Below are 23,340 nucleotides of genomic sequence, written 5' to 3'. Positions count from 1 at the left end.
CCTCATCAACACCCTGTAGAGAACCATCATGGACGACAAAGGTGTGGAAGACGCGGCGATCCTGCTGATGTCGCTTGGCGAGGAAGAGGCCTCCGAGGTCTTCAAGCAGCTCTCGCCCAAGGAAGTGCAGAAGCTCGGCGAGACCATCGCCAAGCTCAAGGTGATACCGCGCCACCGCGTCGAGGAGGTGCTGACCAAGTTCGACGCCGTGGCCGAGACCCAGAGCATGCTGGTGAACGACACCGACGAATACGTGCGCACCGTGCTGCGCAAGGCCCTGGGCGAGGACAAGGCCAATCTGCTGCTGGACCGCATCCTGCAGGGCAGCGATGTCTCCAGCATCGAGAGCCTGAAGTGGATGGACGCCGGCTCGGTGGCCGAGCTGCTGCGCAACGAGCACCCGCAGATCGTCGCCGCCATCCTCGCACACCTGGACTATGACCAGACCAGCAATGTGCTGAAGACCTTCACCGAGCGCCAGCGCAACGAGGTGCTGATCCGCATCGCCACGCTGGACGGCATCCAGCCGATGGCGTTGAAGGACCTCAACGAGGTGATGAGCCAGATCCTCTCGGGCGGCGACCGCATGCGCAAATCCAGCCTGGGCGGCGTGAAGACCGCGGCCGAGATCATCAACATGATGGGCTCCAGCGTCGAGGCCTCGGTGCTGGACTACATCCGCGAGGCCGACTCCGACCTGGCGCAGAAGATCATGGACAACATGTTCACCTTCGACGATCTCGACAAGATCGACGACAAGGGCATCCAGTCGGTGCTCAAGGAGGTGCAGTCCGAATCGCTGGTGGTGGCGCTCAAGGGCGCCGCGCCCGAGCTGCGCGAGAAGATCTTCCGCAATATGTCCACGCGTGCGGCCGAGACCCTGCGCGAGGACCTCGAGTCGCGCGGCCCGGTGCGCCTGTCCGAGGTGGAGGGCGAGCAGAAGGAAATCCTCAAGATCGTGCGCCGCCTGGTGGACGAGGGCCAGATCGTGCTGGCCGGTGGCGGCGACGACCAGTACCTCTAAGCCATGGTCACCAAACCCCCGCGCCAAGTGCCACCGCCAACCCGCCCCGACGGCACGGCCGCGCCGCGCACCAGCGCCTACGCCCGCTTCATCCCGCGCGAGGAGTTGCAGGATTTCGCGGCCTGGAAGCCGGGCCAGTTCGAGGGTGTCGATCGCCGCGCCACGCCGCGCCCGGCCGCCGCCGCCACGCCGGCCCCGGTCGAACCGCCGCCACCGCCCCCGCCGCCCGAACCCACCACCGACGAGCTGGTGCATGCGGCGCGCCAATCCGGCTACCAGGACGGCTACCGCGACGGCATGGCCGCGCTGGATGCCTTCAAGCACAGTTTTGCCCAGCAGATGAGCGCCCAGATCGGCGCCCTGGTGAGGAGCTTCGACGAGGATTTCCAGGCCCTCGAGCATGAGATGGCCCAGGCCATGACGCGCTGCGCGATGGAGCTGGCGCGCCAGGTGGTGCGCAGCGAGATCACACAGCGCCCCGAACACATTGCCAAGGTGGCGCACGACGCAGTGGAGGCCTTGCTGGTCTCGGCCCGCCATGTGCGCGTGCGCGTCAACCCGGCCGACCTGCCCCTGGTGCTGGAGGGCGCCGGCGAGGAGCTGCGCGCCCGCGAGGCCCAGGTGCTGCCCGACCCCAGCCTGCCGCGCGGCGGCGTCAGGGTCGATTCCGACATCAGCAGCGTCGACGCCACGCTGGCGCTGCGCTGGCAGCAGGTGATGGCCGCACTGGGCCAGGCCTCGCTGTGGGAAGACCGCCGCGGCAGCGACGGCGAGCCGCTCAGCGACACGGGCGAGGCGCCATGAACCCGGAGCGTGGCCTGCGCTGGGGCCAGTACCTGGAGGACCTGCAGGCCTTTGCCGCCACGCCGGTGCCGCTGGAGTCGCAGGGCAAGCTGGTGCGCGTGGCCGGCCTGGTGCTGGAGGCCACGGGCGTGAAGGTGCCGGTGGGCTCGGTCTGCCAGATCCACATGCCCAGCTCCAGCAGCAATCCGCGCCGCGGCGAGCGCCCGGTGAACGCCGAGGTGGTGGGCTTCTCGGGCGACCGCGCCTACCTGATGCCCACCGACGAGGTGCAGGGCCTGTCCAGCGGCGCCATGGTGGTGCCACGCCCGGCCGCCCTGCACGGCCCGGTACTGGGCGAGGAACGCCACCCCTGGCGGCGCGACGAAGACCGCGGCCTGCACCTGCCCATGGGCGAGGGGCTGCTGGGCCGGGTGGTCGATTCGCATGGCCATCCGCTCGATCGACGCGGGCCGCTGGAGAACGTGCGCCCCGAACCGATGGTGCGCCGGCCCATCAATGCGATGGACCGCGACCCGGTGCGCACCCCGCTGGACACCGGCGTGCGCTCCATCAACGCCATGCTCACGGTGGGCCGCGGCCAGCGCCTGGGCTTGTTCGCCGGCACCGGCGTGGGCAAGTCGGTGCTGCTGGGCATGATGGCGCGCTACACCCAGGCCGATGTGATCGTGGTGGGCCTGATCGGCGAACGCGGCCGCGAGGTCAAGGAATTCATCGAGGACATCATCGGCGAGGAGGGCCTGGCCCGCTCGGTGGTGGTGGCCGCCCCCGCCGATGCGCCGCCGCTGGTGCGCATGCAGGGTGCCACCTATGCCACCGCGATCGCCGAGCATTTCCGCGATCAGGGCCTGCATGTGCTGCTGCTGATGGACTCGCTCACCCGCTATGCGATGGCGCAGCGCGAGATCGCGCTGGCCATCGGCGAGCCGCCCGCCACCAAGGGCTACCCGCCCTCCTGCTTCGCCAAGCTGCCGCAGTTGGTGGAGCGCAGCGGTAACGGCCTGCATGGCGAGGGCTCGATCACCGCCTTCTACACCGTGCTGTCCGAGGGCGACGACCAGCAGGACCCGATCGCCGACGCGGCGCGCGGCATCCTGGACGGTCACATCGTGCTGTCACGCGAACTCGCCGAGGCCGGCCATTACCCCGCCATCGACATCGAGCGCTCGATCTCGCGCGTGATGACCAATGTGGCCGACAAATCCCATGTGGAAGCGGCGCGGCGCTTCCGCCAGCTGCTCGCCAAATACAACAAGGCGCGCGACCTGATCCAGCTGGGCGCCTATGTGCCCGGCCACGACCACGAGCTCGACCTGGCGGTGCGCCTGCACCCCGAGATGCTGCAACTGCTGCAGCAGGACATGCACACCCCGGCCGCCCTGAACCAGAGCATCACCCATCTGCGTGCGGTGGTTCACGAAGCCTAGGGTCTGGAAAAGCGCGGGCTTTTCCAGCCCTTATCCCCGGACCCCCGGCTGCCGATAAACCAGAAACTGGGGGAACCTTATGAGCACGAGCAATCTTCAAGCCCTGACCCTGCTGCTGGACCGCGCCGTTTCCGAGCGCGACGAGGCCTTGCGTGCCCTGCGCGATGCCCAGAACCAGGCCGAGCAGGCGCGCAACCAGCATGGCCAGCTGGCGCAGTACCGCAACGATTACCAGCAGCGCTGGACCCAGACCTTTGCCCAGCGCACCACGGTCGACATCCTGGGCTGCTACCAGACCTTCGGCCTGCGCCTGGACCAGGCGATCAACCAGCAGGACCAGGTCAGCAGCTACGCCGAACAGCGCCAGGAGCTGGCGCGCAACCGCCTCGCCGATTGCGAGCTGCGCGTGGCCTCGATCCGCAAGCTGATCGAACGCCGGCGCCAGGAAGGCCTGCGCGTCGCCCTGCGCCAGGAACAGAAAGCCACCGACGAACAGGCGGCACGTGCCGCCCTGGCCGGCTTTGGCGCCTACGCCCGCGTGAGCGCCTGAACCGGCCAGCACGAGCCAGCGAGAGATCCCCATGCACACGAACAAGTCCGCCGCGCTGAGCAACACGCTCACCAATCTCTTGCCGGGCAGCGCCGCAGGCAAGCAGCGCAGCGCGGGCACGGAGCTGGGCGCCAGCTTCGCCACCTTGTTCAAGAGCAGCCGCGAGCAAACGCCCGCCGCGCCGCCCAAGGCGGCCAGCCCTGCACCCGCGCCGGCATCCGCACCTGCTCCGGCGCCCGCGCCGAGTGCCACCGCTGCCAAGCCGGCTGCGCCCAAGCCCGGCGCCACGCGCCAACAGGGCCCGGACGCCGAGCACACGCAGGACCGTAACGCCGAGGACGCCACCGCACCGGCCGCCGAGAGCAAGGCGCGCGCGAGCACCAAGCATGCAGCCGCCAAGCAGGCGCCCGACGCGAACACTGCCGAGGCGGGCCAGCGCGCCCTGGCGGCCACCGCCGACGTGGCCGTGGATGCCCGCTGCACCGACCCCGCCGAGCTGGGCGATGAGGCGGGCACCGACAAGGCCGAGGCGGACGGCGAAGACCAGTCAGGCGTCGCCATCGCGGCCGGCGCACAGCCACAGGCGGCTGCCACGGCCCTGCCCCAACTTAGCGCCGAGCAGCTCGCTGCCCAGTTGCAGGCCGCCACGCGCCGGCCCGAGTCCGACGAGCCCACCGCTGCCGGTTCGGAGGAAGGCGCCGTGAGCGGCGGCGAACACCGGATCGAACACGCGCACGCTCGCCCGGGCGCGCCAGAGCTGGCCGCTGCCGACGCGGCCACCGCCGGCGCGGACCCGGCTGCGGCCCAGAGCGCGGCCACGGCGGCCGGCCCGGCCAACCCGCTCGCGCGACCCGAACTTGCGGGCCTGCAGGCCGCCGGCGCCGAGGCCTCGGCCGCGCCGCTCAAGCCAGCGGACACCGAAGGCCATGGCGCGCTCAGCTTCCAGCAGATGCTGGGTCAGGCCAGCCAGACCCAGGCCAACGCCGCGGCCAACCCCGGCGGCGCGGCCGCCGACACGCGCATGCTGCCGATCCGGCAAGAGCTGCACAGCCCCGGCTTCGCGCCCGCGATGGGTGCGCAGCTGAGCCTGCTGGCCAGCGAGGGCGTGCAGAGCGCCCAGCTGCTGCTGAACCCGGCCGAGATGGGCCCGGTGGCGGTGCAGATCGTGCTCGACGGCCAGCAGGCCCAGATCTCCTTCCACAGCGACCAGGCGGAGACGCGCGCCGTGCTCGAGCGCAGCCTGCCCGACCTGGCGGCGGCGCTGCGCGAGAACGGCCTCACGCTGAGCGGTGGCGGCGTGTTCCAGCAGGACGCCGGCACGCGCCAGCAACAGCAGGCCGACGCCGCCGCGCAGGCGCGTGGCCAGGCGCGCGGCCATCTGAACAGCGGCATGGGCGAGCCTGAGCCCCTGCCGGCAGCACCGCGCCGCGCTGCCGTCGCGCGCGGCGTGCTCGACACCTACGCCTGAGCGCGCCATGCGCAGCGGGCCGAAAGTCCCAGCGCTTTGCCTGCCTTATCGCAGCATGGCCGGGAGCGCATTTTTTGATAATGGGGCGAACTGGGCCCGTCCGGGTGCGTACCGCGCGCCGCCGGGTCTGTCCGTCTAAGGAGTCCTCATGGCCACAGCGCCCGCCGCAGCCGATGCCGCCCCCAAGGGTGGCGGCAAGAAAAAGCTCGTCATCATCATCGCCGCCGTCCTGCTGGTGGTGGTGCTGGGCGGGGGCGCCGCACTGTTGCTGATGAAGAAGAAGCAGCATGCCAGCGACGAGGAAGGTGCCGACGCCGAACCCGCGGCCGAAACCACCAGCCATGCCAAGCCCAAGCCCGGCACGCCACCCACCTATGTGCCGCTGGACCCCTTCACGGTGAACCTGGCCGACAAGGAGGTGGACCGCTTCGCCCAGATCGGCATCAGCCTGGAGGTGCCGGACCCGAAGACGGCCGACACCATCAAGGCCTACCTGCCCGCCATCCGCAGCAACATCCTGATGGTGTTGGCGCACAAGACCTCGGCCGAACTGCTCACGCGCGAAGGCAAGGAGCAGCTGGCCAAGGACATCATGCGCGAGTCGGTCCGCCCGATGGGGATTGAGCTGGACCCGGACGAAGAGGAAGATACGGCCGGTGGCAAGGCGAAGCCGAAGAAAAAGAAGAAGGCCAAGGTCGACAGCCCGGTGACCCAGGTCCTGTTCTCGACCTTCATCGTTCAATGAGGCGGCACCCATCTGCTGACGCGCCATGAACCAGCAAATACTCTCGCAAGACGAAGTTGATGCACTGCTGCAGGGCATCACCGGTGAGAGCCAGAAGCTCGAAGCCGAGGAGGTCCAGCAAGGGGGCATCCGCGACTACAACCTGGCCAGCCAGGAACGCATCGTGCGTGGGCGCATGCCCACGATGGAAATCATCAACGAGCGTTTTGCCCGCAACATCCGCATCGGCCTGTTCAACTTCATCCGCAAGAGCCCGGAAGTCGCGATCGGCGGCATCAAGGTGCAGAAGTACTCTGCCTTCCTGCGCGAGATCGTGGTGCCGACGAACTTCAACATCGTCTCGGTCAAGCCGCTGCGCGGCTCGGGGCTGATCGTCTGCGACCCGACGCTCGTGTTCGCGGTGATCGATTCGCTGTTCGGCGGCATCGGCAAGTTCCATGCACGCATCGAGGGCCGCGATTTCTCGCCCACCGAGCAGCGCGTCATCACGCGCCTGGTGGAGGTGATCACCACCGAATACCAGAAGGCCTGGAAGGGCATCTACCCCCTGGAGCTGGAATACCAGCGCTCGGAGATGCAGCCGCAGTTCGCCAATATCGCCACGCCCAGCGAGATCGTGGTCTCGACCTCGTTCACGCTGGAGATCGGCGAGACCAGCGGCACGGTCTACTTCTGCATCCCCTACTCCACGCTGGAGCCGATCCGCGACGTGCTGTACTCGACCACGCAGGGCGACTCCACCGAGCCGGACCGCCGCTGGGTGAATCTGCTCAAGCACCAGATCCAGTCGGCCGAGGTCGAGCTGGTGGCCGAGCTCGGCACCGCGCCGGCCACGGTGGAGCAGCTGCTGTCCTTCAAGCCGGGCGACTTCATCGAGCTCGACCTGGAGCAGATGATCAAGGCCAAGGTCGATGGCGTGCCGGTGTTCGACTGCCATTACGGCACCTCCAACAACAAATACGCCATCAAGATTGAACAAATGCTGACCGGTCCCGAGACCGGTTGGCTGGGAGCGCGCAATGCCACCTGATAGCCCGAGCCAGGACGAACAAGACGCGATGGCGGCCGAATGGGCCGCCGCACTTGCCGAGGCCAAGCAGCCCGAGATCGCCGACGAGGTGCAGGCCGCGCCCGAGCAGGTGGCGCCGGCCAGCTTCACCAATTTCTCGCCCACCCCGGGCAATATGCCGGGCAGCGACATCAACATGATCCTGGACATCCCGGTCCAGCTGACGGTGGAACTGGGGCGCACGCGCATCCCGATCAAGAACATCCTGCAACTGGCCCAGGGCTCGGTGGTGGAGCTCGACGCGCTGGCCGGCGAGCCCATGGACGTGCTGGTGAACGGCTACCTGATCGCCCAGGGCGAGGTGGTGGTGGTGAACGACAAATTCGGTATCCGCCTGACCGACATCGTCACCCCCTCGGAGCGCATGCGACGGCTGTCGAAGGCCTGAGTCCCCCTTGAAGAGGCCCGCAAGGCCTCTTTTTCATTTGACCCAGCCCGCCGCTGCGCTCGCAGAATCGGGGGGCCATGAACAATCAATTCCTGCCCTTCCTCTGGTTTCTGGCCATCCTGGCCATGATCCCGGTGGCGCTCTGGCTGCTCAAGCGAAGCCCGATGGGCGCAGCGCTGAGCCAAGGCCAGATGCGTACCGTCGCCGTGCTGCCGCTGGCACCGAATCAGAAAATCGTCACCATCGAGGTCGGCCAGGGTGAAGACCGGCGCTGGCTGGTGCTGGGCGTGACCGGCCAGCAGATCAGCACCCTGCATGTGATGCCGCCGCAGCCCGAGAGCGCCACACCGCCCGGCGGCTCGTTTGCCGAGCAGCTGCGCCAGCGCCTGGCGGGCGGCAAGCATGACGGGGCCAGCGATGCGAGCTGACTTTTTTGTTCGCTGCCCACGCTGGCTCAGGCAAGGCCTGACCCTCTCGGTCTTATCGGCGCTGGCTGGAGCGGCTTTAGCGCAATCCGCGGCACCCGCCAGCCTGCCCCTGCTGGTGGGCCAGGGCGCAGGCGGCAGCTACTCGGTGCCGATCCAGACCCTGTTGTTCTTCACCGCCCTGGGCTTCCTGCCCGCGGTGCTGCTGATGATGACGGGCTTCACCCGCATCGTCATCGTGCTCTCGCTGCTGCGCCAGGCGCTCGGCACCCAGGCCGCGCCGCCCAACCAGGTGATCGTCGGGCTGTCGCTGTTCCTCACCTTCTTCGTGATGAGCCCGACCCTCGACAAGGTCTATGCCGAGGCCTGGCAGCCCTACTCGGCCGGCAGCATCGCCTTCGACGAGGCGCTCAAGCGCGCCGAGGTGCCGATGCGCGGCTTCATGCTCAAGCAGACGCGCCAGGCCGACATGGCGCTGTTCAGCCGCCTGGCCAAGCTGGATGCCGGCGTCAAGCCCGAGGCCGTGCCCTTCAAGGTGCTGGTGCCGGCCTTCGTCACCAGCGAGCTCAAGAGCGCGTTCCAGATCGCCTTCCTGATCTTCATCCCCTTCCTCGTCATCGACATGATCGTCAGCAGCGTGCTGATGAGCCTGGGCATGATGATGCTGTCACCGGTGCTGGTGGCCCTGCCCTTCAAGCTGATGCTGTTCGTGCTCGCGGACGGCTGGAATCTGCTGCTGGGCTCGCTCGCCGCCTCCTTCGTCACCTGAAGTTCCGACCACCATGGATGCACAACAAGTCTTCACTTTCGGCCAGCAAGGCCTCTACATGCTGATGCTGGTGGCCGCGCCGGTGCTGCTGACCGTGCTGGCGGTGGGCGTGGTGGTGAGCATCTTCCAGGCCGCCACCCAGATCAACGAAGCCACCCTGTCCTTCGTGCCCAAGGTGCTCGCGGCGGTGCTGGTGCTGGCCATCACCGGGCCCTGGATGGTGACCACCCTGGTCGAGTACATCCAGCGCACGCTGCAGACGATCCCGCAAGTCGTGGGCTGAGGAAGGCCCATATGTTCAGCCTCACCGAGGCCCAGCTGCTGGCCTGGCTGAATCCGCTGCTGTGGCCCTTCGTGCGCACGCTGGCGCTGTTCGCCGGCCTGCCGGTGTTCAGCCAGCGCAATATGCCGATGCGCGTGCGCGTGGGGCTTTCGATCTTCGTGGCGATGGCGGCCCAGCCCTCGCTGCCGCCGATGCCGCTGACGCCGCTGGATTCCCTGCCCATGCTGCTCCTGCTGGTGGCGCAGCAGCTGCTGATCGGGCTGTCGATGGGTTTCGCGGTGCGCCTGGTGTTCGCCGCGCTGGAGTTTGCCGGCGAGCTCATCGGCCTACAGATGGGGCTGAATTTCGCCGGCTTCTTCGACCCCGCCACCGGCAGCCAGGGCACCGCCAGCGCGCGCTTCTTCGGCAGCATGGTGGCCTTTCTCTTCATCGCCATCAACGGCCACCTGCTGCTCATCAACGCGATGGTGCAGAGCTTCCAGGCCTTTCCGGTGGGCGACGAGCCCTTCCACTTTCTGCGTGTGGCCCAGCCCCAGGTCTGGGGCGCCGAGATCTTCCGCATCGGCCTGTGGATCGCCCTGCCCCTCATCACCATGCTGATGTTCGTGAACCTGGTGCTGGGCGTGATCGCGCGCGTGGCGCCGCAGATCAGCGTGTTCTCGGTGGGTTTTCCGCTCACCGTGAGCATCGGCCTGATCGGCATGGTCGCCACCCTGCCGCTGATGCAGACGCCCTTCATGGTGGCGATGGAGCGGCTGCTCGCCGCCTTCACCTGAGTCCCGCCGACAGCGCTATCGCACCTCGCGCGCCAGCTTCAGCATCTGCGAGCTCAGCAGCAGGCCACGCCGCTTGGCCTCGGTGTTGTTGACGCGGAAGGCCAGGCCCTGCGGCTCCAGCATCAGCACGATGCTGGCGCCGGCGCGGTAGGCCTCGGGCGAGGCCCCCACCACCAGCACCGGCAGGTCGCCCAGCGCATGCATCCAGCGCCGCAGCTCGGCGCGGTCGCTATGGCCCAGCACCAGCAGCTGGCATTGCCCGACCTGCTGCGGTGAATCCAGGTTGAGGATCTGGATCGGCAGCCCGCCCATGGGCCGGTTGGGCAGATTGCGCCAGGCCTCGCCATCCCCCTCGATGCCGGCCGTGCAATAGGTGAACTCGCGCAACGGCGGCGGCGGCCATTGCGTGTACTGGGCAAAGCGGTGCACGAAGGCGGCGCGCATCTGCGCCTCGTCCAGGCCGCCCGCCGCGCGCGCCGCCGGCTGGCACAGGGCCAGGTAGAGGGCCAGGCACAGCCACAGCAAGATGCGCAGGCGGCTCATGATCCGAAGCGCCGCGTCAGGCTCAGCTGCAGCATGCGCCCTTCCTGTTTCTCGCCCGGGCCGCTGCCGGGATCGGCGCGCTCGATCACGCGCTTGTCCGCCAGGTTGTAGATGCCCAGCGCCACATCGGTGGCGTGATCGGGCTGCCACAAGAGGTTGGCGTGCAGCAGCGCATAGCCGGGCTGCGGCAGGGCCGGCGTGTCGTGCCGGCTCAGGGCCAGGGCCTGCAGACCCAGGCGCAGGTCCTGGCGCAAAACCTGCGGCAACACCGGCATGCTCCAGCGCGCCTTCAGCAGTTGGCGCGGCGAATTGCTCAGGCGCTGGCCCTCGGCATCGCGGGACTGCTGCAGGCTCCAGCTCAGCTCGCCGCGCTGCCCGCCGGCCCATTGCCCCTGAAGCGCCAGGTCCAGCCCGCGGCTGCGCACCGGCGTGGCGTTCTCGAAGATGCCCTGCGCGCCGCTGGCGGTGATGAGGTCGTGCAGGCGCGACTGGTAGACCGAGACTTGGTAGCGCCACTGGCGCGTGAGCGCATGGTCCAGCGACAGCTCCAGGGTGCGGATGCGCTCGCGCCGCGGCTGCTCGCGCTCGTACAGCGCATTCACCTGGAACTCGTAAAGATTGGCGCCGCGGAAGGCGCTGCCATAGGCGAGGCGCAGCGTGGCGTCCTCGCGCAGCGCCCAGACCCAGGCCGCGCGCGGGTTGAGGCTCTTGCCGGCCTCCACCGCATCGTCGCGCCGCAGGCCCAGCACCAGCGTGTGCTGGCTGGCAACGCGCCATTCGTCCTGGATGAACAGGCCCCAGCGCCGGTCATTGCCCCAGAAGGCGCCCCATTCGGGCTCGCCGACATTGCCATAGCTGATGCGCTGCTGCGCGTCATGCTGGTACTCGACGCCCAGGCTGAGGTAATGGCCCGCCCAGCGCTGCGTGCCCAGGCGCGCCTCGGCGATGCTCCAGCGCCCCAGGTTGTCGCTGCGGAACTGCTGGCGCAGGCCCTGCTCGTCGCGGTAGGGATCGTCGTCGCGGAACAGGAAGCGCTGGGTCGACAGGCTCAGCCACAGGTCCCAGTCCTCGCCCAGCGTGCGCTCCAGCGCGACCGAGGCAAAGCTGTCGCGCAGCGCGGCGCGGCGCTGGTCCAGCTGCAGCTGCGGCAGGCGATCCAGCACGGTGGGCGTGCCGCGCAGGCGCTCCACATGGCCCAGCCTGAGGGTCAGGCCTTGCCAGCTGAGATAGGCGCCGAACTTGCCGCCGCGATCCCAGTCCCTGGGCAGGTATTGCGGCGTGGTGCGCGGGCCCACATAGGGCGGCAGTTCCAGCTCGGGGCGCTCGTAGCCGCTCACCCAGGCGCCCCACTCCAGGCCACCCTCGTGCAGGCGCCCGCCGGTGCTGGCGCGCAGCTCGCCATAGCGGTGCGAGGCGGCGCTGGCGCGCAGCTCCAGGCCGGACAGCTTGTCGGCCCGCTTGGTGACGATGTTGATGACGCCGAAGAAGGCGTTGTTGCCATACAGCGCCGAACCCGGCCCGGGCGTGAACTCGACGCGCTCGATCTGGTCGGCCTCGACCGGGAACTCGCCGCCGACGAAACCGGCGTCGTGCACGTTCTCGTTGATGCGGCGGCCGTCCAGCAGAAACAGCAAGCGGGTGTTGTAGTCGCCCGGGCGGCCCAGGCCCCGCGCGCCCACATAGGTGAAGACGGTGTTGCTGCTGACCTGCAGGCCGGGCAGCAGGCGCAGGATGTCCGCCATGTGGCGCAGGCCATAGCTCTGGATGTCGGCCGCCGTCAGCACATGGGTGAGCGCCGGTGCGCGCGTCGCGCCCTGGGCAAAACGCGTCGCGGTCGACACCTCGATGTCGCGCGGCACTTCCGAGAGCCCCTGGCGCAGCAGTTCCTCGAGGCTGGGCGGCTCCTCGGCCGCAGCATTCTGGCCCCAGGCCGCCGGCCCGCTGAGGCCCAGCGCCAGCGCCAGGCCCAAGGCCAATCCTGGCACCGATACGCGATCATTCATCCACATGTCCTGCCCTGCGATAGGTGTTCTTGCCGGCGCGCTTGGCCTCGTACATGGCCTGGTCGGCGAGCTTGAGCAGCTCGGCCGGGTCGCTGCTGTCCTGGGGGCAGAAGGCCAGCCCCACGGTCGCGCCCACCGGCATCAGCTGCTGCTGCACATGCAGCGGTGCGCGCACCGCGGCGATCAGGCGTTCGGCCAGATGCTCGGCCGCAGCGGTATCGGCCAGCCCCGGCAGGAGCAGCGCGAATTCGTCGCCGCCCAGCCGGCACAGCAGGTCGGTGCTGCGCAGCACCGAGGCCATGCGATGCGCCATCTCGCGCAGCACCGCATCGCCGGCCTCGTGCCCATGGCTGTCGTTGACGGTCTTGAAGTTGTCGAGATCGATGAACATGAGCGCCATCAATTCCCCGGCCTGCACCGCATGGCCGACCTGGCGCTGCAGCTCGGACTGGAAGAACAGCCGGTTCGGCAGCTGGGTCAGGGCGTCGCGGTGCGCCAGCTGCTGCAGTTGCTGGCCCGCCACCTGCTCCTGGTGCAGTTGCTCGTTCAGCTCGCCCTGCCAGACCTCGATGCGCTTGAGCATGGCGTTGAAGCGCTCGGCCAGCCGGCCCACCTCGTCGCGCCGGCGCACCGCGGCGCGCAGGCCGTAGTCGCGCTGCCGGGCCACGCGGTCGGCCAGCTGCGAGAGCTCGACGATGGGCGCCAGCGCGCGCCGCTGCACCCGCCCCAGCACCCAGGCCGCCACCAGGATGGCCAGCAGGATCAGCACCAAGCCCATCAGGCTCATCTGCCAGGCGAACTGGCGCAGCTGCTGCAGGCTTTCGCGCAGGCGGATCGAGCCGATGTTCTCGCCCTTGAGCTGCACCGCGGCCCAGACTTCCAGCTCGGCATCGCCCAGCGCGCCCGGCGCAGCCGCCGGCGCCGGCCCCGGCGCCCAGCTGGCGAAGGGGCTGCCGTCCGTGCGCAGCACCTGCACCAGCCGCAGATCGCCGCGCCTGGCAAAGGCCTGCAGCTCGGCCTGCCCCGCCGCGCCGTCCTCGAAGGCCATCATGGGCGCCAGGTTGTTGGCCAACAGCATGGCGCTGAGCTCGGCCGCACGCTGCTGGCGCTCGCGCGCGGCCAGCCAGAAGGCCTCGGCAATGAAGGCAAAGGTCAGCAGCATGGTCAGGCTCAGCACCAGCAGGTTCAGCAGCGTGAGCCGCCGCACCAGCGAGCTCGGCCCGGCCGCGCGCGACGCGGCAGGGCTGGGCTCGCTCAGCTTGTGAGGCGCGGATAGAGGCATGGGCTGCAACAGCCTGTGGAGGGAGTAAGCGCTTTATCGGCGCCCCGGCGCCGGACTTGAGCCGGGCGGGCGCGTCAGCTCTGCACCAGGCCGTTGCGGATCGCGTAGACGGTGAGCTCGGAGTTGTTTGCCAGCCCCAGCTTCTCCAGCACGCGGGCGCGGTAGACGCTCACGGTCTTGGGGCTCAGCATCAGCTCTTCGGCGATGTCCGACAGGCGCTTGCCCGAGGCGATCATCACCAGGGTCTGCAGCTCGCGGTCGGAAAGCTTCTGGTGCGCCTGCTCGGTCACCGGCGCGGTGAGGCTCTCCACCAGCATCTGGGCGATTTCGGGCGTCACGTACTTGCGCCCCTGAGCCACCGTGCGCACCGCCTGCACCAGCAGCTGCGGATCGCCGCCCTTGTTGACATAGCCGAAGGCGCCCGCGCGCAGCGCGCGGATCGCGTACTGGTCTTCCGGATACATGGAGACGATCAGCACGCGCAGCGGATTGCCCTCGTCCTTCAGCACATGCAGCACGTCGAGGCCGCTGCGGCCCGGCATGTTGATGTCCAGCACCAGCACGTCGCAGGGCTGGTCGGGGCCGAGATCGCGCAGCAGGCTGCGCAGCTCGCCGTAATCGCCGGCCTCGCCGACGACCTCGATATCGGCCACGTCCGAGAGCGTGTCGCGGATGCCGCGCCGTATCAGCGCATGGTCGTCACACAGAATTACCTTGATCATGTTCCGCCCCAAGCAGATGGGTCATGCTCCGCTTCGGAGTTTGCTTCATCGTCCAGCTGCTGGGCGCGCGGCGCTTCCAGCGGCACCGACAGGATCAGGCTGGTGCCGCGCGCGCTGCTGCTCAGGTCCACCCAGCCGCCCACCGTGGCCGCGCGCTCGTGCAGGCCGCGGATGCCGAAGCTGCGCGCCTTGGCGAGGTCGCCCGGCGCGATGCCGCTGCCGTTGTCGCTGACCTCCAGGGTCAACACGCCGGAGTCCATGCTCAGCTCGATGCTGACCTTGCTGGCATTGGCGTGCTTGGAGACGTTGGTGAGCGCCTCCTGCGCGGTGCGGTAGGCCACCAGCGGCACACCGGCGGGCAGCTGGATCTGCTCCTGGCTGGTGCGCACCGAGGTGAGGATGCCGGTGCGGCGCTCGAAGCGCCCCGCCATCCACTGCACCGCCGCCACCAGGCCCTGCTCGAGGATGGCCGGGCGCAGGTTGTGCATGATGCGCTGGCTCGCCTCGATGGCATTGCTGACCGTTTCCAACGCCGATTGCACGCGCTGGCGCACGCCCTCGTCCTGGGCATGGCGGGCGATCCAAGCGAGGTCGAACTTGAGCGCGGTGAGCGAGCCGCCGACATCGTCGTGGATCTCGCGCGCGATCGCGGCGCGCTCCATCTCCACGCTGGTCTGCAGATGGCCGGCCAGCTCGTGCAGGCGCTGCTTGGACTTGTGCAGTTCGCGGTCGGCCTCGACGCGCGCCAGCTGCGCCTCGTTGGCCTCGATCGCATGCAGCAGCGCCGGCGCCAGCCGCGCGAGATTGTTCTTCAGCAGGTAGTCCGAAGCACCGGTGCGCATCGCGGCCACCGCGGTGTCTTCGCCGATCTCGCCCGAGACCAGGATGAAGGGGATCAGCTTGCGGCTTTCCTTCAGCAGGTCCAACACCACCAGGCCCGAGAAACCGGGCAGGTTGTAGTCGGACACGATGGCATCCCAAGGCTGCTGCAGCGCTTGGGCAACTTCGGCCAGCGAATCGACACGTTCAACGTCAAGCTCCAGCCCGGCCCGTCGCAACTGGGCCAATATCAGCTGGTGGTCCAGCTCTGAATCTTCTACATGCAAAACGCGCAATCGGCGATCGGCGGTGGGGATCGTCATGGCCGCGAGTATGCCAAGTTTGCGAGACGCCCCGGCCCGGACATTCCCAGGAGAAATCCAACCGATTGCACGGAATAACACGCCTTGACGGGTTAACCCGTATTGGGGCTGCAACAAAATAGCCGATTCCAACAAATAGCCCGGCTTTGACTTCATTGTCCTGTCGACACGAGAACAAGAAATGCCGAAGATTCCAGCCATGTAAGCAATTGCTGCGGCGGCCCTGGCCGCAAGCAATTGCGCGCTCATCACGGGCTTGCACCTGGAAGATCAACCGCGGAGCCAAGATGCAGATGAATGAATCGCCAGTCCCACCAGAATCAGGGCTCATTCCCTTGCTGGCCGCGGCTGAGCTGCAGGATCACCTGATGACGGTGACCCATGATCTGGAGCGCTTGCAGCGCCTCTTGGACGATGCCGGAGAGTCGCTCTCCACCCATTTCTACAGCGCCTCCAACCATGTGAACGAGTTGCTGCGCCTGGCGGCCGAGCACCCCGACGCGAGCAACGGCAGCCTGCACAAGGTGATGGAACACATTGCCGGCGCCATCACCGCGCTGCAGTTCCAGGACATGGCCACGCAGCTGATCGCCCATACCAGCCAGCGCCTGCGCAACTGCGCCGACCAGTTGGCGCGCGATACCTTTGGCGACGACGAGGACGGCGAGGCGGTGGTGGAGATTGCGCCGCTGCGGCCCAACCCCGTCACGCAGGACGAGATGGACGCGGGTTCCATCGAATTGTTCTAAAGAATTTTCAAGTACAACCGAAAACAGCCTGTTATCCGGAGAGAAAGCGATGCATTCAATTCTTGCTGTGGACGATTCGGCCTCGATGCGCCAGATGGTCTCCTTCACCCTGAAGAACGCGGGTTTCAACGTGGTCGAAGCGGTGGACGGGCAGGACGCCTGGGAAAAGTCCGGCACGCGCGACTTCGATCTGGTGCTCACCGACCAGAACATGCCACGCATGGACGGCATCAGCCTCACCAAGAAGCTGCGCGACAACCCCAAGTTCAAGACCACGCCGATCCTGATCCTGACCACCGAGTCGAGCGACCAGATGAAGCAGGCCGGCCGAGCGGCAGGTGCGACGGGCTGGCTGGTGAAGCCCTTCGACCCGGCCAAATTGATCGAGGTGATCGGCAAGGTCATTCGCTGAACGGCCCCGCAACCAGGAGCAAGACATGGGCGAAATGACCAATGAAGGCGCCAGCCTGAGTGCCGGCATTGACCTGAGCCAGTTCTATCAGGTCTTCTTCGAGGAGGCGAGCGAGAACCTCGACAACATGGAACAGCTGCTGCTGAACCTGAACATCGAGACCGCCGACGACGAGGAACTGAACGCGATCTTCCGCTGCGCCCACTCCATCAAGGGGGGCGCTGCGACCTTTGGCTTCAGCGATGTTGCCGAACTGACGCACCAGATGGAGACGCTGCTGGACAAGCTGCGCCGCCACGAGCTGCAACCCAATTCCGAGATGGTGGACGTGCTGCTGCAGTCGGGCGATGCCCTGCGCGCGCAGCTGGGCCGCCACCAGGGTTCGGGCGCCGACGCGGTGGACACCAGCGATCTGCTGGCCCGCATCCGCGCGCACGTAGAGGGCGAGGCCGCCCCGGCGCCCGCGCCCAAGGTGGCCGCCGCGGCCCCGCCGCCGGCCAAGCCTGCGCCCATCCCCAAGGCCACCACGCGCCAGCTCGAGCTGCAGGTGGGCCCGCTGACCGATCTGAGCCTGGCCGACAACCTGGTCGAGCTGTTCAAGGAAATCACCGACCTCGGCACCATCGAACCGCTCGACGCGGGCGTGGCCGCCGACGGCATTCGCCGCTTCAAGATTCTCACCGGCAGCACCGACAGCGATCTGCTGGACCTGTTCACCTTCCATGTGGCGCGCGAGCAGGTCAAGCTCATGCCGCTGGGCCCCGGCTTCGGTTTCCACGAGGGTGCGCCGGGCGCGCCGCCGGTGGAAGAGGCCAAGCCCGAGGACCTGGGCTACGGCTTCTTCGACGACGCCCCCGGCCTGCCGGCCGGCACCACCGCGGGCACCGAGGTGCAGGCGGTGGCCGCCAGCGAGGCCAAGCCGGCCGCAGTGGCCGTCAAGCCCGCCGCCAAGGTCGAGCCGCGCGCGGCCGCCGGCGGCATGGACCAATCGACCCTGCGCGTCTCGGTCGAGAAGGTCGACCAGCTGATCAATTTGGTGGGCGAGCTGGTGATCACCCAGGCCATGCTGGCGCAGAACAGCCGCAATGTGGACCCGGGCCTGTACCAGCAGCTGACCTCGGGCCTGGCCGATCTGGAACGCAATACCCGGGATCTGCAGGAATCGGTGATGTCGATCCGCATGATTCCGATGTCGGTGGTGTTCAACCGCTTCCCGCGCATGCTGCGCGACCTGGCCGCCAAGCTGGGCAAGAAGGTCGAGCTGGTGACCCAGGGCGAAGCCACCGAGCTGGACAAGGGCCTGGTGGAAAAGATCACCGACCCCCTCACCCACCTGGTGCGCAACAGCTGCGACCATGGCATCGAGACCCCGGCCGAGCGCGCCGCCAAGGGCAAGCCCGAGCATGGCACCATCACCCTGGTGGCCTCCCACCAGGGCGGCTCCATCGTCATCGAGGTGCGCGACGATGGCCGCGGCCTGAACCGCGAGAAGCTGATCCGCAAGGCACGCGAGAAGGGCATCGATGCGCCCGACTCGATGACCGATGCCGAGGTCTGGGGCCTGATCTTCGCGCCCGGCTTCTCCACCGCCGACCAGGTCACCGACGTCTCCGGTCGTGGCGTGGGCATGGACGTGGTGAAGCGCAACATCACCTCGCTGGGCGGCACGGTCGAGATCGACTCGGCCGAAGGCTATGGCATGAAGGTCTCGGTGCGCCTGCCGCTCACCCTGGCCATCATGGACGGCATGAGCGTGGGCGTGGGCGAAGAGGTCTACATCCTGCCGCTGTCCTCGGTGGTCGAGTCCTTCCAGGTGCAGGCCGACACCATCAAGACGGTGGGCGGCTCGGGCCGCGTGGTCGAGGTCCGCGACGAATTCATGCCGGTGCTTGAGCTGGAGCAGATCTTCAACGTGCCGCGCTTCGACTTCGAGCATGTCAGCTCCATCATGGTGGTGGTGGAGGCCGAGGGTGGCCGCGTCGCCCTGATGGTGGACGAGTTGCTCGGCCAGCAGCAGGTGGTGGTGAAGAACCTGGAGGCCAACTACCGCAAGGTCACCGATGTCTCCGGCGCCACCATCATGGGCGACGGCCGCGTGGCCCTGATTCTGGATGTGGGCAGCCTGATCCGCCGTTCGCGGCACTGAGGCCGCGCCCTTCGTTTGTTAGAGGATTTGGAATGAACTTCAGCGCCTTGTTGCGCCACTTCAGCATCCGCGTTCGCATGATCGGTGCGATCGCGATGGTGCTGGCCCTGCTGACCCTGGTGGGCGGCGTTGGTCTGTACGGCATGGGCTCGCTGAAAAGCCAGACCAAGAACTTCGCCGACATGTCGGTCAACGAAGCCAACGCGCTGACGGCGCTGGTGCGCGGCATGGGCGACCTGCGCCGCTACGAGAAGGACATGCTGCTCAACTATGAGCAGGCCGAGGCCGTCAAGTCCTACCACCAGAAATGGGATGAGACCCGCGCCGGTGTGGACAAGGTCATCAAGGAAATGCTGGCGGGTGAAGAGGACGCCGACAACGTCGTGCTGCGCAAGCTCCAGCCCCTGCTGCAGGACTACGCCGACAAGGCGCAGCCGGTCGTCAAGCAGCTGGAAGCCGGCGGCTATGACAACGCCGCCGCCGCCAACAAGCTGATGGCACAGGCCAAGGCCAGCGCCCATGCGGCCGAGCAGCTCATCGACGAGCTGCGCAAGGCGCTCAGCAACGAGTCGCAGGCCGCCCTGCAGCATGCCGAGAGCACGCAGAGCCTGGTGCTCTCGGTCTTCATTGCCGTGCTGGCGGTGAGTGCCCTGATCGTCGTGCCCCTGACCCTGCTGAACATGCACAGCATCTGCAAGCCGCTGGCCGAGGCCGAGGCGCTGGCCGGTGCGATTGCCAAGGGCGACCTCACCACCGACGACATCAAGGTCGAAGGCAAGGACGAGGCCTCGCATCTGCTGGAGTCGCTGCTGCACATGCAGCAGGGCCTGCAGAGCCTGGTCGGGCAGCTGCGCACCTCGGCCGATTCGATCCGCACCGCCTCGGTGGAGATCGCATCGGGCAACCAGGACCTCTCCGGCCGCACCGAGCAGACCGCCAGCAATCTACAGCAGGCCGCCTCCTCGATGGTGCAGCTGACCGGCACGGTCAAGCAGACCGCCGACTCCGCGCGCACCGCCAACCAGCTGGCGACCTCGGCCTCCACCGCCGCGGCCAAGGGCGGCGAGGTTGTGGGCCATGTGGTCAGCACCATGGACGAGATCAACACCAGCTCCAAGCGCATCGGCGACATCATCGGCGTGATCGATGGCATCGCCTTCCAGACCAATATCCTGGCCCTGAATGCCGCGGTGGAAGCCGCGCGCGCGGGTGAACAGGGCCGCGGCTTCGCGGTAGTGGCCGGCGAGGTGCGCAGCCTGGCGCAACGCAGCGCCGAGGCGGCACGCGAGATCAAGACCCTGATCAGCGCCAGCGTGGAGCGCGTCGAGACCGGCTCGCGCCTGGTGCAGGACGCCGGCAACTCGATGAACGAGATCGTCAGCAGCGTGCAGCGCGTCACCGACATCATCGGCGAGATCACCGCCGCCGCCAGCGAGCAGAGCGACGGCATCGGCCAGGTCAACCAGTCGGTGGTGCAGCTCGACCAGATGACGCAGCAGAACGCCGCGCTGGTGGAAGAGTCCGCCGCCGCGGCCGAGAGCCTGAAGGACCAGGCGGAGCGCCTGTCGATGGCGGTAGATCGCTTCCGCATCGATGCCAAGACGGCCCATGCCGCGGCAGCGCCGAGGCCCGCCCCGACCCCTGCGACGCTCAAGCCGAGCCCGGCGCCGCGCGCCATCGCGCCCGTCGCCACCAAGCCCGCGACCAAGCCGGCCGCAGCCCTCAAGCCTCCCGTCAAGCCGGCAGCGCCCAAGCCCGTGGCGGCGGCCACGCATGACGACGGCAGCTGGGAAACCTTCTGAGCCCTCTTCTCCATCCACCATCCCGCACCACCAGAGGTCAAGCATGGAAATCGTCCAACAAGCATCCAATCAGGTCGTACCTCACGCCGCGGGCAGCACGGCCTTGAAGGCCCAGGGGCCCGCCAGTGGCGAGTACCTGACCTTCCGCCTGGGCTCCGAGGAGTACGGCATCGACATCCTGAAGGTGCAGGAGATCCGTTCCTACGAGCCGCCCACGCGCATCGCCAACGCGCCCGAGTTCATCAAGGGTGTGGTGAACCTGCGCGGCGTGATCGTGCCCATCGTCGATCTGCGCCTGAAGCTGGGTTGCCCGAATGCCGAGTACAACAGCTTCACCGTGGTGATCGTGCTGAACGTGCGCAGCCGCGTGGTTGGCGCGGTGGTGGATTCGGTCTCCGACGTGCTGGAACTCAGCCGCGATTCGATCCGCCCCGCCCCCGAGCTGAACGCCAGCGCGGTGGACACCAGCTTCATCACCGGCATCGGCTCGGTGAACGAGCGCATGCTGATCCTGATGGACATCGAGGGCCTGATGAGCAGCGCCGACATGGGCTTGATGGAAAGTCTCTGAGCGGCGATCCGCCGAAAACCAAAGGCGTCAGCAACCTGACTGCACGCCAGACATCTCAAGTTGGGAGACTCGCATGAGTTCTGGAGTAACCTCGATCGCGCGCCGCGTATCGCTGGTTGGCGTGGTCACCCTGGCCCTGGTGCTGCTGGGCACCAGTGGCGTGTTGAGCGTGCTGCTCACCAGCGCGGCCAAAGACCGCGTCACCACCTGGGTAGGCGACAAGACCCAGTCCCTGGTCGACTCCATGCAGGCCATGGACGACGTGGCCAAGACCATGGTCAAGCAGAGCTTCGGCACCTTCCGCCAGGACTTCGGGCCGGTGTTCACGCTGGATGAGGCCAGCGGCGATCTGCGCGACTGGGGCCCCAAGCTCAACGGCAACACCACCCAGGTGGACAAGTTCGCCGGCACCACCGGCGGCGCCGCCGCCATCTTCATCCTCAAGGATGGCGCCTTCGTGCGCATCACCTCCTCCATCAAGCTGGCCAATGGCGAGCGCGACGCCGCGCCGCTGGGCAAGACCCATCCGGCCTTTGCCACGCTCTCGCAGGGCACGGCCTACGCCGCCCGCGAGGTCATGTACGGCAAGGTCTACATGGCCTACTACGAGCCGCTCAAGAGCGAGGCCGGCAAGGTGATCGGCCTGCTGGCGATCGCGCTGGACATGGAGGGCTTCCAGAAGGCCATGGACCAGATGGCCGCCGACGCCAAGTTCTTCGAGTCCGGCGGCACCTATGTGCTGGCGTCCAACGGCGACCCCAAGCAGGCACGCTTCGTCTCGCATCCCAGCGCCAAGGGCAAGCTGGTGAGCGAGCTGGTGCCCGATGTGGACAAATTCATCGCCGAACTGGAAGGCGCCAAGGACGGCTATGTCTCCGACGCCCCGAACGTGCTGGGCGGCAAGGCCAGCAGCTATTTCGCGGTGGGCAAGCGCAACGGCCAGGGCGGTTTCTGGGTGATTGCCCAGGTGGCCGGCAGCGAGGCCATGGCCTCGCACTGGGCCACCATGGTGCCGTTCTGGATCCTGCTGGGCGGTGCCACGCTGGCGCTGGGTTACGGCCTGTTCTGGATGATGCGCAACTGGGTGGCGGCGCCGCTGGCCTCGCTGAGCCAGGCGGTGCAGGCGATCGCGCGCGGCGATCTCTCCCAGAGCGTCAGCAACGACCGCAACGACGAGATCGGCGCGCTGATACGCGAGACCGAGGCGATGCGGCAGCGCCTGGCCGACACCATCGGCACGGTGCGGCATTCGGTCGACTCGATCGGCACCGCCAGCACCGAGATCGCCACCGGCAACCAGGACCTGAGCCAGCGCACCGAGCAGACCGCCTCCAATCTGCAGATCGCGGCCTCCTCGATGGAAGAGCTCACCGGCACGGTGAAGCAGACCGCCGACTCGGCGCGCACCGCCAACCAGCTGGCCTCCTCGGCCTTCACCGCCGCGGCCAAGGGTGGCGAGGTGGTGAGCCAGGTGGTCGCCACCATGGAAGAGATCAACACCAGCTCCAAGAAGATCAACGACATCATCGGCGTGATCGACGGCATCGCCTTCCAGACCAATATCCTGGCGCTGAATGCCGCGGTGGAGGCGGCGCGCGCCGGCGAACAGGGCCGCGGCTTCGCGGTGGTGGCCAGCGAGGTGCGCAGCCTGGCGCAGCGCAGCGCCGAGGCCGCCAAGGAGATCAAGACCCTGATCGGCGCCAGCGTCGATCGCGTGGAAGTGGGCTCGCGCCTGGTGGAAGCGGCCGGCCAGTCGATGACCGAGATCGTCGCCAGCGTGCAGCGCGTCTCCGACATCATCGGCGAGATCACCGCCGCCGCCAGCGAGCAGAGCGACGGCATCGGCCAGGTGAACCAGTCGGTGGTGCAGCTCGACCAGATGACGCAGCAGAACGCGGCGCTGGTGGAAGAGTCGGCTGCCGCGGCCGAAAGCCTCAAGGAGCAGGCGCAGCGACTGGTGGAGGCCGTCTCGGTCTTCAAGGTCTCCGCCAGCGAGCCCCATGCCATTGCCAAGCCGGCCGCGCCGCGGCCCGGCCCGGCCAAGTCAGCGCCGCTCGGCGCCAGGCCCGCGCAGCAGCCCGCCAGGGCGCCGCAAGCCGCGCCGATCAAGGCCGCCCCGGCCAAGGCCGCACCCGCAGCCGCAACCGTGGTGGCGGCCGCGCCGGCACGCGCCGAGGCCAAGGCGGTGACCGTGAACGAAGGTGAGTGGGAGAGTTTCTGAGAAGAGGCCGACAAGGCCCGAG

23 protein-coding genes are annotated in these 23,340 nt (G+C 68.0%); 18 read left to right on the top strand and 5 right to left on the bottom strand.

The window, feature by feature from the left end; translation table 11 throughout:
* Positions 1 to 28: 28 nt before the first annotated feature.
* The 12 genes from fliG (at position 29) to fliR (ending at position 9,725) form a co-directional block, all read left to right on the top strand.
* Positions 29 to 1,024 carry a flagellar motor switch protein FliG gene (gene fliG, locus PFX98_RS15390; protein WP_285231365.1) on the top strand — a complete coding sequence of 332 codons (996 nt, stop codon included), beginning with the start codon at positions 29 to 31 and terminating at the stop codon, positions 1,022 to 1,024.
* Positions 1,025 to 1,027: 3 nt separating this feature from the next.
* Positions 1,028 to 1,828: a FliH/SctL family protein gene (locus tag PFX98_RS15385; RefSeq protein ID WP_285231364.1), complete on the top strand. Its 801-nt coding sequence runs from the start codon at positions 1,028 to 1,030 to the stop codon at positions 1,826 to 1,828.
* Positions 1,825 to 3,252, top strand: coding sequence for a flagellar protein export ATPase FliI (gene fliI / locus PFX98_RS15380; RefSeq protein ID WP_285231363.1), 1,428 nt, complete (start codon positions 1,825 to 1,827; stop codon positions 3,250 to 3,252). The genes PFX98_RS15385 and fliI overlap by 4 nt, the downstream gene beginning before the upstream one ends.
* A gap of 79 nt (positions 3,253 to 3,331) precedes the next feature.
* Entirely contained in the window at positions 3,332 to 3,802 is a 471-nt protein-coding gene (gene fliJ, locus PFX98_RS15375; protein WP_285231362.1) for a flagellar export protein FliJ, read from the top strand.
* Positions 3,803 to 3,833: 31 nt separating this feature from the next.
* Positions 3,834 to 5,270, top strand: a complete 1,437-nt coding sequence (locus PFX98_RS15370) for a flagellar hook-length control protein FliK (protein ID WP_285231361.1) — start codon at positions 3,834 to 3,836, stop codon at positions 5,268 to 5,270.
* 148 nt (positions 5,271 to 5,418) lie between these two features.
* A complete protein-coding gene (locus PFX98_RS15365; protein ID WP_285231360.1) occupies positions 5,419 to 6,015 on the top strand; it encodes a flagellar basal body-associated FliL family protein in 597 nt (198 codons plus the stop codon).
* A 25-nt stretch (positions 6,016 to 6,040) separates the two neighbouring features.
* Complete coding sequence (fliM, locus tag PFX98_RS15360) at positions 6,041 to 7,045, top strand: flagellar motor switch protein FliM (RefSeq protein WP_285231359.1); 1,005 nt, start codon at positions 6,041 to 6,043, stop codon at positions 7,043 to 7,045.
* On the top strand, positions 7,035 to 7,472 hold the full coding sequence (gene fliN, locus PFX98_RS15355) for a flagellar motor switch protein FliN (protein WP_285231358.1): 438 nt from the start codon (positions 7,035 to 7,037) through the stop codon (positions 7,470 to 7,472). The genes fliM and fliN overlap by 11 nt, the downstream gene beginning before the upstream one ends.
* A 77-nt stretch (positions 7,473 to 7,549) precedes the next feature.
* Positions 7,550 to 7,900, top strand: a complete 351-nt coding sequence (locus PFX98_RS15350; protein WP_285231357.1) for a FliO/MopB family protein — start codon at positions 7,550 to 7,552, stop codon at positions 7,898 to 7,900.
* On the top strand, positions 7,890 to 8,666 hold the full coding sequence (gene fliP / locus PFX98_RS15345) for a flagellar type III secretion system pore protein FliP (protein WP_285231356.1): 777 nt from the start codon (positions 7,890 to 7,892) through the stop codon (positions 8,664 to 8,666). The genes PFX98_RS15350 and fliP overlap by 11 nt, the downstream gene beginning before the upstream one ends.
* Positions 8,667 to 8,679: 13 nt before the next feature.
* A complete protein-coding gene (gene fliQ / locus PFX98_RS15340; RefSeq protein ID WP_285231355.1) occupies positions 8,680 to 8,949 on the top strand; it encodes a flagellar biosynthesis protein FliQ in 270 nt (89 codons plus the stop codon).
* Between the two features lie 11 nt (positions 8,950 to 8,960).
* On the top strand, positions 8,961 to 9,725 hold the full coding sequence (gene fliR / locus PFX98_RS15335; RefSeq protein WP_285231354.1) for a flagellar biosynthetic protein FliR: 765 nt from the start codon (positions 8,961 to 8,963) through the stop codon (positions 9,723 to 9,725).
* A 15-nt stretch (positions 9,726 to 9,740) separates the two neighbouring features.
* Here the strand turns inward: fliR and PFX98_RS15330 are convergent, their stop codons facing one another.
* From PFX98_RS15330 to PFX98_RS15310, 5 genes are all read right to left on the bottom strand, one after another.
* Positions 9,741 to 10,268, bottom strand: a complete 528-nt coding sequence (locus PFX98_RS15330; protein ID WP_285231353.1) for a YfiR family protein — start codon at positions 10,266 to 10,268, stop codon at positions 9,741 to 9,743.
* Positions 10,265 to 12,271 carry a TonB-dependent receptor plug domain-containing protein gene (locus PFX98_RS15325; RefSeq protein ID WP_285231352.1) on the bottom strand — a complete coding sequence of 669 codons (2,007 nt, stop codon included), beginning with the start codon at positions 12,269 to 12,271 and terminating at the stop codon, positions 10,265 to 10,267. Before PFX98_RS15325 ends, PFX98_RS15330 begins: the two co-directional genes overlap by 4 nt.
* Positions 12,264 to 13,553 carry a sensor domain-containing diguanylate cyclase gene (locus PFX98_RS15320; RefSeq protein WP_285231351.1) on the bottom strand — a complete coding sequence of 430 codons (1,290 nt, stop codon included), beginning with the start codon at positions 13,551 to 13,553 and terminating at the stop codon, positions 12,264 to 12,266. Before PFX98_RS15320 ends, PFX98_RS15325 begins: the two co-directional genes overlap by 8 nt.
* Positions 13,554 to 13,627: 74 nt before the next feature.
* Positions 13,628 to 14,275: a response regulator gene (locus PFX98_RS15315; protein ID WP_285231350.1), complete on the bottom strand. Its 648-nt coding sequence runs from the start codon at positions 14,273 to 14,275 to the stop codon at positions 13,628 to 13,630.
* On the bottom strand, positions 14,272 to 15,417 hold the full coding sequence (locus PFX98_RS15310) for a hybrid sensor histidine kinase/response regulator (RefSeq protein ID WP_285231349.1): 1,146 nt from the start codon (positions 15,415 to 15,417) through the stop codon (positions 14,272 to 14,274). Before PFX98_RS15310 ends, PFX98_RS15315 begins: the two co-directional genes overlap by 4 nt.
* 287 nt (positions 15,418 to 15,704) lie before the next feature.
* Here PFX98_RS15310 and PFX98_RS15305 point away from each other — a divergent pair, with 287 nt between their 5' ends.
* The 6 genes from PFX98_RS15305 (at position 15,705) to PFX98_RS15280 (ending at position 23,318) form a co-directional block, all read left to right on the top strand.
* Positions 15,705 to 16,166 carry a hypothetical protein gene (locus PFX98_RS15305; protein WP_425334611.1) on the top strand — a complete coding sequence of 154 codons (462 nt, stop codon included), beginning with the start codon at positions 15,705 to 15,707 and terminating at the stop codon, positions 16,164 to 16,166.
* A 49-nt stretch (positions 16,167 to 16,215) separates the two neighbouring features.
* On the top strand, positions 16,216 to 16,578 hold the full coding sequence (locus PFX98_RS15300; protein WP_285231347.1) for a response regulator: 363 nt from the start codon (positions 16,216 to 16,218) through the stop codon (positions 16,576 to 16,578).
* A gap of 25 nt (positions 16,579 to 16,603) precedes the next feature.
* The gene (locus tag PFX98_RS15295; protein WP_285231346.1) at positions 16,604 to 18,724 is read left to right on the top strand and encodes a chemotaxis protein CheA; all 2,121 of its coding nucleotides are present in this window, start codon (positions 16,604 to 16,606) and stop codon (positions 18,722 to 18,724) included.
* A gap of 32 nt (positions 18,725 to 18,756) precedes the next feature.
* On the top strand, positions 18,757 to 20,526 hold the full coding sequence (locus PFX98_RS15290; RefSeq protein ID WP_285231345.1) for a methyl-accepting chemotaxis protein: 1,770 nt from the start codon (positions 18,757 to 18,759) through the stop codon (positions 20,524 to 20,526).
* Between the two features lie 43 nt (positions 20,527 to 20,569).
* Positions 20,570 to 21,097 (top strand): chemotaxis protein CheW, encoded by a 528-nt coding sequence (locus tag PFX98_RS15285; protein ID WP_285231344.1) that lies wholly within the window; start codon positions 20,570 to 20,572, stop codon positions 21,095 to 21,097.
* Positions 21,098 to 21,170: 73 nt separating this feature from the next.
* Positions 21,171 to 23,318, top strand: a complete 2,148-nt coding sequence (locus PFX98_RS15280) for a methyl-accepting chemotaxis protein (RefSeq protein ID WP_285231343.1) — start codon at positions 21,171 to 21,173, stop codon at positions 23,316 to 23,318.
* Positions 23,319 to 23,340 lie beyond the last annotated feature (22 nt).

Source organism: Paucibacter sediminis, assembly GCF_030254645.1.
GTDB classification, from domain to species: Bacteria; Pseudomonadota; Gammaproteobacteria; order Burkholderiales; family Burkholderiaceae_C; genus Paucibacter_B; species Paucibacter_B sediminis.
Note: the sequence above shows the minus strand (reverse complement) of the source record. Positions and strands in the feature narration are given on the sequence as shown.

Bases quoted from the DNA above. Each gene is read 5' to 3' on its own strand.
- PFX98_RS15295 (WP_285231346.1), top strand. From the start codon at position 16,604: ATGGGCGAAATGACCAATGAAGGCGCCAGCCTGAGTGCCGGCATTGAC.
- fliG (WP_285231365.1), top strand. From the start codon at position 29: ATGGACGACAAAGGTGTGGAAGACGCGGCGATCCTGCTGATGTCGCTT.
- PFX98_RS15370 (WP_285231361.1), top strand. From the start codon at position 3,834: ATGCACACGAACAAGTCCGCCGCGCTGAGCAACACGCTCACCAATCTC.
- PFX98_RS15350 (WP_285231357.1), top strand. From the start codon at position 7,550: ATGAACAATCAATTCCTGCCCTTCCTCTGGTTTCTGGCCATCCTGGCC.
- fliP (WP_285231356.1), top strand. From the start codon at position 7,890: ATGCGAGCTGACTTTTTTGTTCGCTGCCCACGCTGGCTCAGGCAAGGC.
- PFX98_RS15325 (WP_285231352.1), bottom strand. From the start codon at position 12,271: ATGAATGATCGCGTATCGGTGCCAGGATTGGCCTTGGGCCTGGCGCTG.
- fliN (WP_285231358.1), top strand. From the start codon at position 7,035: ATGCCACCTGATAGCCCGAGCCAGGACGAACAAGACGCGATGGCGGCC.
- PFX98_RS15285 (WP_285231344.1), top strand. From the start codon at position 20,570: ATGGAAATCGTCCAACAAGCATCCAATCAGGTCGTACCTCACGCCGCG.
- PFX98_RS15290 (WP_285231345.1), top strand. From the start codon at position 18,757: ATGAACTTCAGCGCCTTGTTGCGCCACTTCAGCATCCGCGTTCGCATG.
- fliI (WP_285231363.1), top strand. From the start codon at position 1,825: ATGAACCCGGAGCGTGGCCTGCGCTGGGGCCAGTACCTGGAGGACCTG.
- fliR (WP_285231354.1), top strand. From the start codon at position 8,961: ATGTTCAGCCTCACCGAGGCCCAGCTGCTGGCCTGGCTGAATCCGCTG.
- PFX98_RS15305 (WP_425334611.1), top strand. From the start codon at position 15,705: ATGCAGATGAATGAATCGCCAGTCCCACCAGAATCAGGGCTCATTCCC.
- PFX98_RS15320 (WP_285231351.1), bottom strand. From the start codon at position 13,553: ATGCCTCTATCCGCGCCTCACAAGCTGAGCGAGCCCAGCCCTGCCGCG.
- fliJ (WP_285231362.1), top strand. From the start codon at position 3,332: ATGAGCACGAGCAATCTTCAAGCCCTGACCCTGCTGCTGGACCGCGCC.
- PFX98_RS15330 (WP_285231353.1), bottom strand. From the start codon at position 10,268: ATGAGCCGCCTGCGCATCTTGCTGTGGCTGTGCCTGGCCCTCTACCTG.
- fliQ (WP_285231355.1), top strand. From the start codon at position 8,680: ATGGATGCACAACAAGTCTTCACTTTCGGCCAGCAAGGCCTCTACATG.
- PFX98_RS15310 (WP_285231349.1), bottom strand. From the start codon at position 15,417: ATGACGATCCCCACCGCCGATCGCCGATTGCGCGTTTTGCATGTAGAA.
- fliM (WP_285231359.1), top strand. From the start codon at position 6,041: ATGAACCAGCAAATACTCTCGCAAGACGAAGTTGATGCACTGCTGCAG.
- PFX98_RS15365 (WP_285231360.1), top strand. From the start codon at position 5,419: ATGGCCACAGCGCCCGCCGCAGCCGATGCCGCCCCCAAGGGTGGCGGC.
- PFX98_RS15315 (WP_285231350.1), bottom strand. From the start codon at position 14,275: ATGATCAAGGTAATTCTGTGTGACGACCATGCGCTGATACGGCGCGGC.
- PFX98_RS15280 (WP_285231343.1), top strand. From the start codon at position 21,171: ATGAGTTCTGGAGTAACCTCGATCGCGCGCCGCGTATCGCTGGTTGGC.
- PFX98_RS15385 (WP_285231364.1), top strand. From the start codon at position 1,028: ATGGTCACCAAACCCCCGCGCCAAGTGCCACCGCCAACCCGCCCCGAC.
- PFX98_RS15300 (WP_285231347.1), top strand. From the start codon at position 16,216: ATGCATTCAATTCTTGCTGTGGACGATTCGGCCTCGATGCGCCAGATG.